The sequence below is a fragment of the Pseudomonas sp. KBW05 genome (genome assembly GCF_003852405.1).
Classification (GTDB): Bacteria; Pseudomonadota; Gammaproteobacteria; order Pseudomonadales; family Pseudomonadaceae; genus Aquipseudomonas.
In genome coordinates this window covers 1-14,243 of the sequence record NZ_QAJM01000003.1, presented here as the reverse complement: position 1 = coordinate 14,243, position 14,243 = coordinate 1, and the positions used below count along the sequence as shown (strand labels likewise).

Here is a 14,243-nt window from a genome sequence, read left to right as displayed (position 1 = left end):
AGCTTTTAGAAGGCCTCCTTTTTAACAATTGATTGCGAATGGCGCTATCACCAAACCGACATTAACGTGCGTGGGCGTCAATTTTCTCGGTTTTTTTGTGGTGCATTGCAGTAATCTTGCGCAGAGCTGCTCCGTTAGAGGGCATCCATTTCTGCCACGCGTGTAAACCATCTTTCCAGTCCCAGTGGGACTTTTCAGTGAGGTTTACCATGCGCATCACTTCCGAGCTTATCTGCCAGGCCGCTGACCAACTCCACGGGTTTGTTGGCCTGAACCGCAAGACCGGCCAATACATCGTGCGTTTCAGCGAAGACTCCTTTGGCATGGACGTGGCCGATGACGGCATCATCCCCACCGCCGAGTTTGTCTGGCTGCCGGCCACGGACGACACCATGACTTTGTCGCGCGAGCGTATCCAATTACTGCTGGACCAGAATATCGACGACCGCATCAACATCAGCGAGCCGCTGCGGGTGTATATGCGCCGGGTGGAGATTCCGCAGATCAGTGCGTTGCGTAGTTTGGTCAGTTAAGTCACCACACATCTTCATCCTTATGAAGATCCAAATGTGGGAGCGGGCTTGCTCGCGAAAGCGGTGGGTCAGCCAATAAATCTGTTGCCTGACACTCCGTCTTCGCGAGCAAGCCCGCTCCCACACAAGCCAGCTCCCACAGTTCAGTTTTGGAATGTGTAGGCCCGTTCGACCTTGCACACCCGTGTCTGGAACGCTGAATACCAACGGGCCCGCCCTTGCTCGCGCACCGCCTGGTGCTCGGCGTGCTGCTTCCACGCCAGGATCGCCGTCTCACTTTTCCAGTACGACACCGTAATCCCCAGCCCATCCTCCCGCGCCGATTCCACCCCGAGAAACCCCGGCTGCTTACGCGCCAGTTCTAGCATGCGCGTGGCGGCTTCGCCGTAGCCGTGGTCACCGTCGGTGCGCAGCGAGCTGAAAATCACCGCGTAGTAGGGCGGGGCAGGCGTGTTGGCGATCATGCCGACACCGCCCGGCAAGCCTTGAGCAACGCCACGGCGAGCGGCGGGGTGATGCCCTTGAGCGCAGCGCGTTCGGGTTGGAACAGGGTGGCGATGAAGAACGGATGGTCGAGCAATTCCACCGCGCGCAGGTCGCCGTTCGAGTCGTGGCCGCTGGGAATCAAGTCTGCGTCCAGCAGGGCGTGCAGAAACTCAGGGTTTGCCCCATAGCGGCAACGGTAACCTTCGTGCAGATCCAACGAGCCGTAAGCCTCGGCGATACGGGTGTAGGGCACCAAACGCACGCTGTCGACAGCTTCCACCAACGCGCAGCTCAAAGGTGCGATCACGGCGCGTTTGGCGTCGGGTGCCAACTCGCCATGCTCGGCATCCGCCCAACCCAATACGTTGCGCGCATATTCCAGCAGCGCGTGTTGAAAACCAGCACAGGTGCCGAGGAAAGGTCGCCGCTGCTCGCGGGCAAAACGGATCGCCCGCAGTGCGCCGTCGAGGTCGCGGTAGGGGCTGGCGGGCACGCACCAGAAACCGTCGAAGCCATGCAATGACGGGCGTGTATCGGTGTCGAGCCAATGCAGGTGAACCGTCAGGCCGAGTGAGTCGCCTGCCTGTTGCAGTGCCACGGGAATGGCCTGGTGTGCGGTCACCTCAGGGTTGTAATCGCCGATCAGGGCGAGGTTCAGCGTCGTGCTTATCATCGTGTGCATCCCATGGCTTGTGGTGTCCTGGAGCGCACTATAGATTGGCGTTAGCGCAATCAATATTGGCATTTACCCATATGTTCAATGCAGTAACGCACTATCAAATCGAACACGCGGACCTGTCGCTGATCCTCGCGCTGGTACGCGGTGGCACCCTGGCGCGCGCGGCGGGGTTGTTGCGTGTGGATGTGTCTACGGTGTTTCGCGCGGTGCGGCGCCTGGAGGCGGCGCTGGGCCAGACTCTGTTTGAAAAAAACCGCACGGGCTATCTGCCCACCAGCCTGGCCCGGGACTTGGCGCAGCAGGCCGAGCGTGCCGAACAAGCCCTGGAGGCGGCGCGCATTGGCGTGGAGCAGGGCGGTGAAGTGATCAGCGGCACCGTGCGCCTGACCTGTACCGACTCGGTGTTGCAAGGTCTGTTGCTGCCGGCGCTGGCGCAGTTCATGCCGGATTACCCGGCGCTGACCCTGGAACTGAGTACCTCGAATGACTTCGCCAACCTCAGCCGCCGCGATGCAGATATTGCCTTGCGCCTGACCAAGACACCGCCGGAACATCTTGTAGGACGCTGCCTCGGTGAGGTCGCCTATCAGGTCTGCGCCAGTCCGGCTTATGCCCGCCAGCACGCGGGCCGTGAGCTGGCTGAGTTGGCGTGGATCGCGCCGGACGACTTCCTGCCGGATCACCCGACGGTCGTCTGGCGGCGCGAGCATTTGCCGGGTGTACGCCTCAGTTACCGCTGCAACAGCATGTTGTCGGTCAGCGAACTGGTGCGCGCAGGACTGGGCGTGGCGGCGTTGCCGGATTTCTTGTTGGATGACGGGTTGCAACCGTTGGGACCGGCGTTGGCCGGGCATGATACGGCGCTGTGGCTGCTCACCCGCCCCGATTGCCGGGCGTTGCGCTCGGTGGTGACGTTGTTTGATGAGTTGGGCAAGGCCGTAAGCACAACACAAATCTAATGTGGGAGCGGGCTTGCTCGCGAAAGCGGTGGGTCAGCCAGTACATCAGGTGACTGAAACACCGCCTTCGCGAGCAAGCCCGCTCCCACAAGGGTTCATCAGTGGTCTTGGGGTTTGCGTACGAACTGCTCGTGCATTTCACACGTCAGGGTTTCGATGCGCTCGGTCAGTTGTTTGGTCATTTCCGTCAGGCGGGTGTTTTGCTCCAGCAATTCCAGCAACTGCTTGGTGGTCTGCGCGGCCTGGGCCTGACGTTCGGTGTTGGCCACGGCCAAGGCTTCGCGATGCTGCGCGTCGGCGTCGGACTGGGCTTTGTCGCGTGCGGCCTGGCGCGTCTGGGCCAGCAGGATCAACGGCGCGGCGTAGGCCGATTGCAGGCTGAAGGCCAGGTTGAGCAGGATGAACGGGTACACGTCAAAGTGCGTGACGCCGGTCATGTTCAGCACCACCCACAACACCACGATGGCGGTCTGTGCACCAAGGAAGGTCGGTGTGCCGAAGAACCGCGCGAAGGCTTCGGCCTTGAGGGCAAAGGTGTCGTTGCCAAAGGTCGGCGCCAGGTGGGCGTGGGGGCGGTGAAAACGCAGGTGGTCGACTTCGGGTTTATCTGGGGTCATGGCGGGCTCGGATCATCAACATAGAGACAGGCAATCACTATAGACCGAGCCCTCGGCCCCTACGCATGAAGATCGGGTCAGCTGCCGCCGCGTTCATTGGCGAACGCACTCACCGCCTGTACCGCCTCGCTGGTGCCTTCACGAATCTGCAGGATCACCGTGCCGGCGCGGTTGGCCAGGTCGACCCCTTGCGCGGCGCGGTCGCGGGTGCCGTCCATGCTGTGGATGGCCTGGCGGGTTTCGTCCTGGATCATCGCGATCATGCTGGAGATTTCGGCGGTGGAACCGCTGGTGCGTGCCGCCAGTTGCCGTACTTCATCGGCCACTACGGCAAATCCCCGGCCCTGCTCGCCGGCTCGCGCGGCTTCGATGGCGGCGTTCAGCGCCAGCAGGTTGGTCTGGTCGGCGATGCCACGGATGGTATTGACGATGGCGGTGATCTGCTGTGAGCGCTCGCCGAGCTTGGCGATCAATTGGGAGGATCCGTCAATGTCGGCGGCAATTTCCCGCATGCCGCTGGCGGTTTGCTGTATCACCTCGGCACCTTTTTCCGCGATGTCGCGGGTGCTCAGGGAGATGTGATAGGCCTGGGCCGCGCTGGCTGCGTCGGCGCTGTGCTGTTGCACCATGGCGGTGACGTCGGAGGCGAACTTGACCACTTTGCACAGGCGTCCGCTGGCGTCGTACACCGGATTGTAATTGGCTTCGAGCCACACGGTGTGGCCCTGTTTATCCAGGCGTTCGAACTGGCCGCTGAACATCTCGCCTTGGTTCAAGCGTCGCCAGAAGTCGCTGTAGGTCGAACTGTTGGCCAATTCCGGCGTGCAGAACAGGCGGTGATGCTGGCCCTGGATCTGGGTGAGGCTGTAGCCCATGCGCTGTAGGAAATTTTCATTGGCGGTGATGATGGTGCCGTCGAGGTTGAACTCGATCACCGCCATTGCGCGGCCGATGGCATCCAACTTGGCGTTGGCTTCGCTTTCGGCCTGCATGCGTGGTGTGACGTCCATGGCGTACTTCACCACTTTGACCACGCGGCCGGCCTCGTCACGTACCGGGTTGTAGCTGGCTTCAAGCCACACCGATTGACCGGTGCCCGCCACACGTTCGAACGTGCCGGATTGGAATTGGCCATTGCGCAGGTTCGTCCACAACTGGCTGTACTCGGCGCTGCGCGCGAATACGGGCGTGCAGAACAGCCGGTGGGATTGGCCCAGGATCTGTTCGGCACGGTAGCCCATGGCCTTGAGGAAGTTGTCGTTGGCCCGCAGTACGTTGCCTTGCAGGTCAAACTCGATGACCGCCATGGAGCGCTCGATGGCGTCCAGCAGGCTGGCCTGTTGCGCCACCGTGTGTTGCAGGGTAGCGATGGTTTTTTTGTGGGCGTTGAATAGCATATTCGGGTGCTCGGGCAAGCAAGCTTCGGGGTTATCCATGCAAAGTCGCCTGCCCCCGTAGAGCGCCTGACGCTACGGTTGACGTGCTCATTGTCAGCTTCCGGGTGCTGACAGCAGGGGTGGAACAACGGCTTCAGAGTCGCGCGGTGCGTCAGAAGTTCGGCCAGGGGCAGGCACTTTTCACCGGAGGCGACCAATGGCGGCATTATGCTATCGCCGTGGGCGGTGGGTAGGAAATTCAGACGAGGTGTCGTAGGACAACTTAGGCCGAATGGGCGACGGGAAAGTCGCTGACATTGACCCGGTTGCGGCCGCTGGCTTTGGCGGCGTACAGCGCACGATCCGCGGCGTTGAGCCACATGGCGGCATCGCTGAAGCAGGGCTGGAAATCGGCCAGGCCGATGCTCAAGCTCACGCGCAATTCAGGAATTTGCGGGTTGCGGTAGTTGCCGAATGTTTCGCGCATGCGCTCCATCACTTGCGCGGCATCTTCCAACGGCATTTGCGGAAGAATCACACAGAACTCATCGCCACCGTAACGCCCGGCCAAGTCGTTTTCCCGCAGGTTGCGCCGCAGTTCCAGGCTCAGTTGGCGCAGGACCGCGTCACCGACGATGTGCCCGTGGGTGTCATTGATCTGTTTGAAGTGGTCGATGTCGATCAGGGCGATGGTGGCATGGCTCTGTTGTTGCTGGCACTTGTGGAACTTGATGTGCAGCAGGTCTTTCCAGGAACCATGGTTGAGCAGGCCGGTGAGGCTGTCGGTGCGACTCAGCGCGCTGAGGGCGCGCTTGTGTTCTGACAGCTTTATCGCCAATTGATAGCAGACGGTACCGATGGCCATGGGGTAGAGGGTCAACATCGGCAGGCAGGCATAGACCTGGAGCAGGCTGACATCCGCATTGAATCGGGCGCCGAACAATAGCCATGCGGCGGCGACGCCAACGGCCTGTGCCAGCAGGCCGCGCAGGAACAGGCGCTTGCCACCAGCGGCGACGTTGTTCATGGCCATCATCGACAGGATTGTCACGGCGGTCAGGGGCGTAAACTGGGTGGCAGCCGCCCAGAACCCACCGAAACACGAGTCGTAGAGCAGGTTGCGTTGTTCGGCCTGGTAGGGGAATTGGGCACGGGTTGAGAGTTGATACGCCACGTGCGCCCAGGCAAAGCCGTTGAACAGCAGGAACGCCCAGATCCAGCCGGGCATGGCCAGCGGGTATAGGGCGGCGGCGACACTGATGCTGCCGATGCCCAGGCCAATAATCCTTGGCTTGTAGATACGCTTGGCAAACGAAAGTCCTTTGCCCTGTCTGTTTTCCATAGATTCTGAGTCAGCTCAATTTTGCAGATGCAACAGTGCGCGATCCCGGGTTCACCGTTGATCGGATAATACGTTGATTATTGTCAGTTATTTGCAACGCAATAATCAGTGGCCTTACAGGCCATTTGCGCAAAACAGAGGGCGAATGCGTCAAAAGCGACCCGTGATGTCGTTTCGACGATTGGTTTACAACGGCTTAGCGGGGCGCACTTCGTAGCCGGCCAGGAACAGGTCGATGGCCGACTCGATCACGCTGGCTTGGTTGGCGGCGTCGAGGGTGGGTTGGCCGAGGGTGATCTGGGGCCAGAACGCAAACGCCTTGAGCAGGCTCTGGATCTGGTGGGCAGCGAAAGCCGGGTCGGTGCAACTGAGCCGGCCATCTTCCTGGGCGGCGCGGACCCACTGCGTAAAACCTTCTTCACGTTTGCTCAGGCGGGTAACCATATCTTGCGCACGTTCCGGCGAGTGAATGGTGGCAGCGATGGCGACCCTGGCCAGGTCGAGGAAATTGGCATCCGCCATCATGGTCATCTTCGCCTGTAGCAACCCGCGCAATTGTTCGCGCAGTGGGCGGTCGCTGGTGTAGCTCACGTCCAGTTGCGCGACGCTGCTGGCCCAGAGCTGGTGAAGGATTTCGGCGAACAACTCTTCCTTGCTCGGGAAGTGGTTGTACACGGTGCGCTTGGAAACGCCGGCGGTGGCGGCGATCTTGTCCATGCTGGTGACCTCGAAACCGTTAGCGCGAAACTCGGCGATGGCGGCGGCCACGATGGCTTCGCGTTTGCGGTCGGTGAGGCGTTGAGGGGCAGTCATGGCGGTTGTTGGGCTCTTTCGGGAAAATTACACTCGGTAGTTTACTTGTTCCGGCTTTTGTTGCAATCTTGAAACTACACTGTGCAGTGTAACTTTTGAGCGGTCCGTAGGAGTCACCTGGTAATGGCCACGATCTCATCCCGTGTTGCCCCTTCGTCCAAGGCGCGTAAGCCTGCCGAGCAGGAACACAGCCACTTCAGCAACGACGCTCCCGTGCAGCACGGTGGGTTTGGCAAGACCTTGCGCATTTTTTGGAACATGTTGTTCAACAAGCCGCGCAGTACGCGACCGGTGGGCAAGATCCCGGTGCAACCGCTGACCCGTGAGCAACTGCTGGCCGCCCCTGACCACAGCGTGTTTCGCCTTGGGCATTCCACCGTATTGCTGAAAATGCGTGGCAAGTTCTGGGTCACCGATCCGGTGTTCGCCGAGCGTGCCTCGCCGTTCAGTTGGGCCGGGCCCAAGCGTTTCCATCAGCCTCCCATCAGCCTTGAAGAGCTGCCACCGCTGGAGGCAGTGATTCTTTCCCACAATCATTACGACCATCTTGATCACAAGGCTGTCGTCCAATTGGCCGAGAAGACCCGCTGGTTTCTGGCACCGCTCGGTGTGGGCGACATTCTGGTCAAGTGGGGCGTCGATCCCGCGAAGGTGCGGCAGCTGGATTGGTGGCAGGGAAGTGAGGTCGATGGCGTGCGTTTTGTTGCCACGCCTGCGCAACATTTTTCCGGGCGTGGCTTGTTTGACGGCAACCAGACCCTGTGGTGCTCATGGGTGATGATCGACGGCGCGCGGCGGATTTTCTTCAGTGGTGATACCGGCTACTTCGATGGCTTCAAACGCATCGGCGAGCAGTACGGCCCGTTTGATCTGACGCTGATGGAAACGGGTGCTTACAACGTTGATTGGCCCCACGTACACATGCAGCCGGAGCAGACCCTGCAAGCGCATATCGACCTCAAGGGGCGCTGGCTGCTGCCGATTCACAACGGCACGTTCGACCTGGCGTTCCATGCCTGGCACGAACCCTTCGACCGCATCATGGCCCTGGCGTGGGAGCGCAATGTGTCGATCACCACGCCGGCGATGGGCCAGGCGTTCAGCTTGAGTCAGCCTGAGCGTGGGCACGCGTGGTGGTTGGAGGTGGAGACTCAAGGCGTGCAGGAACCGGCCGCTGGCTAAGGTGCAGTGCGCAGGAAAAAAGGATTTTTCAGGGTGTTTCAGTCCTGCGACAAGTGTCAGCTGAGAGTGCGATGATCCCGGAAACTTCATTTTTCGGGGGCGGTGCTGATGGAACTCGACTGTAAGAAAAAATGGCAGCTGGGCACGCCGTGTCGGCCTGGGGTGGTGTCGCCAGTTTCTCTGGAACCTGCCTGTCTTGAGCCTGCAGCCTCCCCGGTGAAAATCAACCCTGCGAGCCCTTCCGGTATCGTCTTTGGTGCCGAGCACTCCGACAGCGCTGTACGTATTCCGGGATACAACGCGTTGCCTCCGCAGGTGAGAACTGTGCGGGATCCTTCGTTATCACTTATCGCCCTGAGCGGTATCGAGCCCACAGGGCCTGTCATGGTGGAAGTTCCGCTGGTGTTGAACAACACCAGCTTCACCGCTACCCAGATGTTGGCCGGTTGGCGTATCGGTTTTGTCGGGCGGTATGTGCGCGGTGGTCATGCCGAACCTGTCGAACACAGCAGCGCCTTGCGCCGAGCCTTCGACACTCTGCGCCAAGCCGGCGCGCAACTGGTTGCGGTGGATGCACAACGTGCGGACGACAGCGTTGAGTTCACCTTGCAGGTCATAAACGAAATCGATGATCTCGTGACCCGGCATCGCCTTGATGCCCTGGTATCCGACGACCTGAGCAACGCGTTTCATGATGCATGCCTGAGCGGGTATCCCAGCCTCTGCGAGCCGTTGGAAGAGGGAGTGCAACTGCGGTTTTATGGCGCGAGGTGGTCGCGGGATTCGTTGGCGGCGCTGGTTCAGGCGTATCGCCAGCAGGTTGCTGGTATGTAGTGGATAACTACGGGACGCGTTGAATCCTCCCACGCGGTGAGTGGTCATTGGCTGGCCGCGTGTGAGGGCTGGGGTTTTTAGACTACGGACGGATCGACCTGATCCTTCGTTTTTTTTGACCTCAGGAGACGCTTATGGTGGGCTTTGCTTATGGTATGTATTCGTTAATCCAGCGCGCTGTCCAGCATGCGGTGGTAGGCCCTTCCCCAATGGTTGTAAAACCAGTCCCTCCTGGTACCGAATACGCGAGTGTTCGTGCACTGGGTGAGCAGATGAGCAGGCCTGGCGGGATGACGTCGGTTGATCTGGTCAGTTTTCTGCAAGAGCGTATTCGTACGCTGGACCCGCAATTGAAGTCCGTGATCGAACTCAACCCCGAGGCATTGGAGACCGCACGCGAGTTGGATCTTGAGCGCGCCAGTGGCAAGGTTCGCGGGCCATTGCATGGCATTCCCATTTTGCTCAAGGACACCATCGAAACCACGGGCATGCAAACCAGTGCAGGTGCCTTTGGCCTCGTGGGTACGCCTGCCGGCAAGAATGCTCCGCTCGTCGATTACCTGATCAAGCAGGGCGCAGTGATCCTGGGTAAAACCAATATGACTGAGTTAGCTGGTTTTCGCGGGGGGCCTGATGGCTGGAGCAGCCGGGGCGGGCAAACACGCAACCCGCACCACCCGGACGCCGATGTTGGCGGCTCCAGTTCTGGTTCGGCTGCAGCGGTTGCGGCGGGGTTGGCGCCCTTGGCGGTTGGTGCCGAAACCAATGGCTCGATCGTCGTACCGGCGGCATTCAATGGCGTAGTGGGGCTTAAACCCAGTGTTGGCTTGTTGGATCGTGACGGGATTATTCCTGCTAGCCAGAGGCAAGATACGCCTGGCCCAATGGCCCGTTCGGTACACGATGTTGCGTTGATGCTTAACGCCATGTCGAGTGACCCTGAAGGTCCGACAGCCTCGTCAGGGATCGATTACACCCAATTGCTGGTCCCGGGTGCGTTGAAAGGTAAGCGGATTGGTTACCCCGCGACGTTTACCAAGGACGGCGAAAGCCTGTCGGTGGAAAACAGCCCGCAATTCAGCAAAACCCTGGAAGTGCTTCGCGAGCAAGGCGCGGTATTGGTACCGGTCAATCTGCGCCTGGCAGACGCATCGCAGTACGAGGACCTGCTGCTTTCGGACGTTAAGGAAGAGCTGAACCGCTACCTGGTCACGCGCGAGGGGCTACCTGTCAAGTCACTGACTGAGTTGATCCATTTCAACGACGACCGCGATGGCACTGAGACGGACCACCAGCCAGGGCTCAAGCAAATCAATACCTCCAGCCTTACGCCGCAAGAGCGCAAAGAGGGTTGGGACAAACTCATCCAGGATTTTCGCAGCACTGTGGACGATCCGATCAAAGAAGAAAACCTGGACGCCATGGTGTCGGATTTCGATACGAATAGTTACTTCGGCGTAGCAATAGCGGGTTATCCCGGAATCACCGTGCCTTCTGGAAAGAATGATGACGGCCTACCGACCGGCGCCTACTTTTTCGGCACCGACAGGTCCGAAGCCACATTGCTCGCTGTAGCCCATGGGTATGAGCAGGCGGCTCAAGTGTCCACTAAACCGCAGCTTTGATCGGTAGGCAATGCGCCAGCCCTTTACGCACCATTAGGTAGAGGGCTGGGTGAATCAACCGATACCGCTGTTGAACTCATCAGCCGCGAGATAATACCTGGCTCGGCAGGTTCGTTAGGGGTGGGGGGCGATCTGCGTGCATTCATCCCCCATCCCGGCGCAAACCCCGGGAAGAACACCAACCCTTCGGCTTCCAGCCGAAACGCCAGGGTTAAACGGATGTCGTCCTCCACGTCGGCGTGGCTTTCGAAGCGTTGCACCGCCTCCACCGCCACACCCGCCTGGCGGGCCAGGTCTTCGCGGCTCCAGCCCAGTATCGCGCGGGCCTGTGCGCTGTGCTTGGCGGTGAATTGGTGCAGGACGATCTGCTGTTCTACGAAAGAGCTCATTGCCAGGGAGGACATGGGGTTTCTCCAGGGTTTGACGGGGGAGGGCAAACTATACTGTGTTTTTGTACAGTTGTTTTGACCGTCTATCAACTGGATTTTTCATGGGCGCTCGGTGAACCGCTATTCCACCCCTGGCGCTTCCCGAATAATCAGGTGGTCGAGGTTTTCGATGTTGACGCTGAACACCCCGAACGTCTGTTCGGGATTCTTCTTGCTGGGTACCTGTTTCAGCTCCGGCGTCACGCCGTAAAAGAAGCAATACAACGGCTGTTCACTGTCCGCAGCGGCCTTGATCTGCTCCAGGAACGCCTTGCGCTTGCGGTAGTTCTCGATCAGTTTTTTACTCAGGTAGACGTTCACCGAGTAAGGCTTCTTGTCGAGCCACACCTTCTTTTCAAAGTCGATGCGAAAGCTGCTGGTGTAGTCCTTGATCGCCTTGATCCTGCCCCAGTAGATCAGGCCCTTGTTATCTTGCAGGTATTCGATCTTCTTGAAAAATGCCCAGTAGGTCGCGGTATGGTCGCCGATCTTCAAGGGCATGCTTTTAAGCTTGTCCTTGTCGTCGATATTCGACACGAAGCATTCCACCGGGTGGGCGAACACGCTGGTTTTGTCTGGAGTGCTCTCGCTGGCGTTATGGGAAGTGCTGCTGCGGTTCGAAGGCGCTTTCGTTGGATCTTGCGGGGTGTTTCCTTCAACACCGGCGACGGGGGCTTTGCGCTCATACTGGCGGCGCGTGAGCACAAACTCTGATGGGAAATTGTCCTCGCGCCCGTCGTCACTTTCACCCGATGCGGCCTTGTGCGTGCTGGCATAACGGCAGCCGTCGATATGCCGGGTGCCGGTCTTGTTCTTGAAGTGCGGTGTGCGCTGGTAGTTGACGTTTTTTGCGTTGAAGGTGCTCAACGCATTGCCTGAATCGAATGCTGCCCGGCATTCATCGTTGGGGCAGAGGAAGCGGTCCTTGTCGGAGTCGAAATTGGTGGTTTCGTCGAAATTCAGATCTCGTACGTCGTAGATCGACAGTTTTTCATCGAGACTCAGGCTGTAGGCCGTGTCGAATTTCATGGGGCTCGGGTCCGTGAGTGGTTTCGCTATTAATAGCGGGATTTGCCCTAAATATCAGCAATAAAAACTATCTAAGTGTAGGAGCCGTCGAGCCCAGGCGAGGCGGCAATGGGATCAATTCGGGAACGTGTCAAACTCGTCGTTTGCGTCAACGCGACAGTTTGCCTGTACGGGTTAAGGCCGCATCACGTGTTCAAGCTTTAGACACTCGTCGGATGGTTGCTATAGAGCTATGCAATAGAGCGTGAGCAAACTATCATTCTTCCCAGTCTTTCCAACCCCTGAGAGGTGTTCCTTATGTCTTCCGGAACAATCTTCACCAACAATCGGACGCAAAACATTCGTATCCCTGCTGACATGCGTTTTCCTGCCGGTGTGAAAACGGTCGAGGTCCGCGCCGTTGGGCGCGAACTGATTATCTCGCCGGTTGAAAACACTTGGGACAGCTTTTTTCTTGCAAGCCAATCGGTATCTGATGATTTTATGGAGGAACGCGCCGATCAGACCCAGCAAGAGCGAGAGTCCTTTGATGATTAAGTACATGCTTGATACCAACATTGTGATCTACATCATCAAGCGTCGCCCCATCGAAGTACTGGAAAAATTCAATGCCAACGTGGGACGTATGGTGATCTCTTCCATCACCCTCGCAGAACTGATGCATGGGGCAGAAAAAAGCCAGTTCGTTGAGAAAAATACGCGAGCCGTGGAGGACTTCATTTCTCGGCTCGACGTCGTACATTTCGATGACAAAGCCGCTTTTCACTACGGCTCGATCCGGTCTGATCTCGAGAAGAAGGGCACACCAATCGGTGTAAATGACCTTCATATTGCAGGGCACGCTAGAAGCTCAGGACTGGTCCTCGTGACTAACAACGAAGCTGAGTTCAAACGAGTAAATGGCTTGATTGTAGAGAACTGGATTGCGGCTTAGCGCTGTTTAACCAGCAGCTTTTGTTAACTCTGCTTGATTGTAAAAAACGACCTGCCATAGACCCCTAGCACCCCATGCTAGTGCCAGACCTTCAGCCTTATACCGATCAAATGTGTGTGTCGAGCCCCAGCGAGGCCGCGAAGGGATCGACTCAGTCTTCTTTGCCGACCCCGCCCACTGGTATCACCGCTGCAACCGAGCCTGCTTTTTCTTCTTCGTATGAAAATGCCGAAAATGCGCATCCTGCGCTGCCGCCAGCAACTCCCGATCCCCGCGCGTATCACCCCAGGCCCGTAGCCGATACTCCCCCAGGTCCCCATACACCGCTTCAAGGCGCAGCACCTTGTTTTCACACCGGCAATTATTCCCGGTGAGCTTGCCGGTCAACACCCCGTCGACCACCTCAAGCTCGGTGCCAATCAACTTGATCCCCAGTCGATCGGCAAACGGTTGCAACACTAGCGCCGGTGACGCCGAGCATAGCGTCACCACCGCGCCGGACTTCAACTCATCCGCCACCGACTGCAAGCCGCTCGGGCGCATCAACTTGTTCCAATATGCCTGGCAATAGGCCTGCGCCTGCTGCTGCACCCAAGCCTTCTCCACGCCGGTCATAAAGGTGCGGATCAACTGCGCCTTCAACTCATCCCGGCTGGTCAGCCGCAACAAAAACCGCAGCCCAGGCACCGCCAGCTTCACCATGCGCCGGCAGAACTCAGCCTTGCCGAAGGCAAACTTGAGGAACGGCACAAAACTGTCGTGGTGGGTCAGGGTGCCGTCGAAGTCAAAGACGGAAAGTACTTTGGCATCAGCGGGGCCGGCTTCGAGCATGTCTGGGTTCACGGGTTGGCCTCGGTCCTATCTAATTTTTTTGGAAGTGCATCAGCTGTGACAGCAGGCGTTTGCTCGCGTATCAATGGCTGATGGCAATAGGGGCACAAGGCTACAGCATTGCTGGTGCGATCCGAACCCTTATGACCGCGGTGTCTGGTGCGATGTGCTTCAAGAAATGGCCAAACACGGGGCATAAAAAAGCCCTGAACGAGTCAGGGCTTCTTGATGCAGCTTGGCTTCGGAATCAATCCCAGCTCAGCGCGCCGCCGGTCTGGTACTCGATCACACGGGTCTCGAAGAAGTTTTTCTCTTTCTTCAAGTCCATGATCTCGCTCATCCACGGGAACGGGTTGGTGGTGCCTGGGTATTCTTCCTTCAAGCCAATCTGCGACAGACGACGGTTGGCGATGAACTTGAGGTAGTCCTCCATCATCGCTGCGTTCATGCCCAACACGCCGCGCGGCATGGTGTCGCGTGCGTATTCGATTTCCAGCTGGGTCCCTTGCAGGATCATCTGGGTCGCTTCTTCCTTCATCTCGGCATCCCACAGGTGTGGGTTTTCGATTTTGATC

The 14,243-nt window shown here is 58.6% G+C and carries 17 protein-coding genes; 7 read left to right on the top strand and 10 right to left on the bottom strand.

The genetic code is table 11. The annotated features are described in order from the left end of the window. Positions 1–209 precede the first annotated feature (209 nt). The gene (locus DBR46_RS02135) at positions 210–533 is read left to right on the top strand and encodes a DUF2025 family protein (RefSeq protein ID WP_124524831.1); all 324 of its coding nucleotides are present in this window, start codon (positions 210–212) and stop codon (positions 531–533) included. A 143-nt stretch (positions 534–676) separates the two neighbouring features. Here the strand turns inward: DBR46_RS02135 and DBR46_RS02125 are convergent, their stop codons facing one another. Further along, positions 677–997, bottom strand: a complete 321-nt coding sequence (locus DBR46_RS02125; protein ID WP_124524829.1) for an antibiotic biosynthesis monooxygenase — start codon at positions 995–997, stop codon at positions 677–679. Continuing rightward, entirely contained in the window at positions 994–1,692 is a 699-nt protein-coding gene (locus tag DBR46_RS02120; protein WP_124524828.1) for a CTP synthase, read from the bottom strand. The genes DBR46_RS02125 and DBR46_RS02120 overlap by 4 nt, the downstream gene beginning before the upstream one ends. A gap of 80 nt (positions 1,693–1,772) precedes the next feature. On the opposite strand from DBR46_RS02120, the gene DBR46_RS02115 reads away from it, so the two are divergent. Continuing rightward, positions 1,773–2,657 (top strand): LysR family transcriptional regulator, encoded by an 885-nt coding sequence (locus DBR46_RS02115; RefSeq protein WP_124524827.1) that lies wholly within the window; start codon positions 1,773–1,775, stop codon positions 2,655–2,657. A 98-nt stretch (positions 2,658–2,755) separates the two neighbouring features. On the opposite strand, the gene DBR46_RS02110 is transcribed toward DBR46_RS02115, so the two are convergent. The 4 genes from DBR46_RS02110 to DBR46_RS02095 all read right to left on the bottom strand — a co-directional run bounded on the left by DBR46_RS02110 (position 2,756) and on the right by DBR46_RS02095 (position 6,805). Beyond that, on the bottom strand, positions 2,756–3,274 hold the full coding sequence (locus tag DBR46_RS02110) for a DUF1003 domain-containing protein (protein ID WP_124524826.1): 519 nt from the start codon (positions 3,272–3,274) through the stop codon (positions 2,756–2,758). Between the two features lie 77 nt (positions 3,275–3,351). Beyond that, positions 3,352–4,671: a PAS domain-containing methyl-accepting chemotaxis protein gene (locus tag DBR46_RS02105; RefSeq protein WP_124525070.1), complete on the bottom strand. Its 1,320-nt coding sequence runs from the start codon at positions 4,669–4,671 to the stop codon at positions 3,352–3,354. Between the two features lie 262 nt (positions 4,672–4,933). Further along, positions 4,934–5,992, bottom strand: coding sequence for a diguanylate cyclase (locus DBR46_RS02100; protein ID WP_124524825.1), 1,059 nt, complete (start codon positions 5,990–5,992; stop codon positions 4,934–4,936). 186 nt (positions 5,993–6,178) lie between these two features. Continuing rightward, entirely contained in the window at positions 6,179–6,805 is a 627-nt protein-coding gene (locus tag DBR46_RS02095) for a TetR/AcrR family transcriptional regulator (RefSeq protein ID WP_124524824.1), read from the bottom strand. A 123-nt stretch (positions 6,806–6,928) separates the two neighbouring features. Here DBR46_RS02095 and DBR46_RS02090 point away from each other — a divergent pair, with 123 nt between their 5' ends. From DBR46_RS02090 to DBR46_RS02080, 3 genes are all read left to right on the top strand, one after another. Continuing rightward, positions 6,929–7,987 carry an MBL fold metallo-hydrolase gene (locus DBR46_RS02090; RefSeq protein WP_124524823.1) on the top strand — a complete coding sequence of 353 codons (1,059 nt, stop codon included), beginning with the start codon at positions 6,929–6,931 and terminating at the stop codon, positions 7,985–7,987. Positions 7,988–8,371: 384 nt separating this feature from the next. Continuing rightward, positions 8,372–8,821: a hypothetical protein gene (locus tag DBR46_RS30660; RefSeq protein ID WP_305955590.1), complete on the top strand. Its 450-nt coding sequence runs from the start codon at positions 8,372–8,374 to the stop codon at positions 8,819–8,821. Between the two features lie 134 nt (positions 8,822–8,955). Then, positions 8,956–10,446 carry an amidase family protein gene (locus tag DBR46_RS02080; RefSeq protein WP_124524821.1) on the top strand — a complete coding sequence of 497 codons (1,491 nt, stop codon included), beginning with the start codon at positions 8,956–8,958 and terminating at the stop codon, positions 10,444–10,446. 23 nt (positions 10,447–10,469) lie between these two features. Here DBR46_RS02080 and DBR46_RS02075 read toward each other — a convergent pair whose 3' ends face one another. Both DBR46_RS02075 and DBR46_RS02070 read right to left on the bottom strand, forming a co-directional pair. Next, positions 10,470–10,850, bottom strand: a complete 381-nt coding sequence (locus tag DBR46_RS02075) for a helix-turn-helix transcriptional regulator (RefSeq protein WP_124524820.1) — start codon at positions 10,848–10,850, stop codon at positions 10,470–10,472. Between the two features lie 105 nt (positions 10,851–10,955). Next, positions 10,956–11,903 carry a hypothetical protein gene (locus DBR46_RS02070; RefSeq protein ID WP_124524819.1) on the bottom strand — a complete coding sequence of 316 codons (948 nt, stop codon included), beginning with the start codon at positions 11,901–11,903 and terminating at the stop codon, positions 10,956–10,958. 297 nt (positions 11,904–12,200) lie between these two features. Between DBR46_RS02070 and vapB the strand changes: the two genes are divergently transcribed. Both vapB and DBR46_RS02060 read left to right on the top strand, forming a co-directional pair. Continuing rightward, a complete protein-coding gene (vapB, locus tag DBR46_RS02065) occupies positions 12,201–12,440 on the top strand; it encodes a type II toxin-antitoxin system VapB family antitoxin (protein WP_124524818.1) in 240 nt (79 codons plus the stop codon). Further along, positions 12,433–12,837, top strand: a complete 405-nt coding sequence (locus DBR46_RS02060; protein WP_124524817.1) for a type II toxin-antitoxin system VapC family toxin — start codon at positions 12,433–12,435, stop codon at positions 12,835–12,837. The genes vapB and DBR46_RS02060 overlap by 8 nt, the downstream gene beginning before the upstream one ends. Positions 12,838–13,020: 183 nt before the next feature. Here the strand turns inward: DBR46_RS02060 and DBR46_RS02055 are convergent, their stop codons facing one another. Then, on the bottom strand, positions 13,021–13,668 hold the full coding sequence (locus DBR46_RS02055; RefSeq protein ID WP_124525069.1) for an HAD-IB family hydrolase: 648 nt from the start codon (positions 13,666–13,668) through the stop codon (positions 13,021–13,023). A gap of 247 nt (positions 13,669–13,915) precedes the next feature. Continuing rightward, positions 13,916–14,243 (bottom strand): ribonucleotide-diphosphate reductase subunit beta (locus tag DBR46_RS02045; protein WP_003237905.1); only part of this gene is annotated, 328 nt, incomplete at its 5' end.

What these genes read in the sequence shown, in the direction of transcription:
- DBR46_RS02135 (WP_124524831.1), top strand. Translation starts at nt 210, where the DNA reads ATGCGCATCACTTCCGAGCTTATCTGCCAGGCCGCTGACCAACTCCAC.
- DBR46_RS02070 (WP_124524819.1), bottom strand. Translation starts at nt 11,903, where the DNA reads ATGAAATTCGACACGGCCTACAGCCTGAGTCTCGATGAAAAACTGTCG.
- DBR46_RS02105 (WP_124525070.1), bottom strand. Translation starts at nt 4,671, where the DNA reads ATGCTATTCAACGCCCACAAAAAAACCATCGCTACCCTGCAACACACG.
- DBR46_RS02120 (WP_124524828.1), bottom strand. Translation starts at nt 1,692, where the DNA reads ATGATAAGCACGACGCTGAACCTCGCCCTGATCGGCGATTACAACCCT.
- vapB (WP_124524818.1), top strand. Translation starts at nt 12,201, where the DNA reads ATGTCTTCCGGAACAATCTTCACCAACAATCGGACGCAAAACATTCGT.
- DBR46_RS02090 (WP_124524823.1), top strand. Translation starts at nt 6,929, where the DNA reads ATGGCCACGATCTCATCCCGTGTTGCCCCTTCGTCCAAGGCGCGTAAG.
- DBR46_RS30660 (WP_305955590.1), top strand. Translation starts at nt 8,372, where the DNA reads ATGGTGGAAGTTCCGCTGGTGTTGAACAACACCAGCTTCACCGCTACC.
- DBR46_RS02075 (WP_124524820.1), bottom strand. Translation starts at nt 10,850, where the DNA reads ATGTCCTCCCTGGCAATGAGCTCTTTCGTAGAACAGCAGATCGTCCTG.
- DBR46_RS02110 (WP_124524826.1), bottom strand. Translation starts at nt 3,274, where the DNA reads ATGACCCCAGATAAACCCGAAGTCGACCACCTGCGTTTTCACCGCCCC.
- DBR46_RS02100 (WP_124524825.1), bottom strand. Translation starts at nt 5,992, where the DNA reads ATGGAAAACAGACAGGGCAAAGGACTTTCGTTTGCCAAGCGTATCTAC.
- DBR46_RS02055 (WP_124525069.1), bottom strand. Translation starts at nt 13,668, where the DNA reads ATGCTCGAAGCCGGCCCCGCTGATGCCAAAGTACTTTCCGTCTTTGAC.
- DBR46_RS02060 (WP_124524817.1), top strand. Translation starts at nt 12,433, where the DNA reads ATGATTAAGTACATGCTTGATACCAACATTGTGATCTACATCATCAAG.
- DBR46_RS02115 (WP_124524827.1), top strand. Translation starts at nt 1,773, where the DNA reads ATGTTCAATGCAGTAACGCACTATCAAATCGAACACGCGGACCTGTCG.
- DBR46_RS02095 (WP_124524824.1), bottom strand. Translation starts at nt 6,805, where the DNA reads ATGACTGCCCCTCAACGCCTCACCGACCGCAAACGCGAAGCCATCGTG.
- DBR46_RS02125 (WP_124524829.1), bottom strand. Translation starts at nt 997, where the DNA reads ATGATCGCCAACACGCCTGCCCCGCCCTACTACGCGGTGATTTTCAGC.
- DBR46_RS02080 (WP_124524821.1), top strand. Translation starts at nt 8,956, where the DNA reads ATGGTGGGCTTTGCTTATGGTATGTATTCGTTAATCCAGCGCGCTGTC.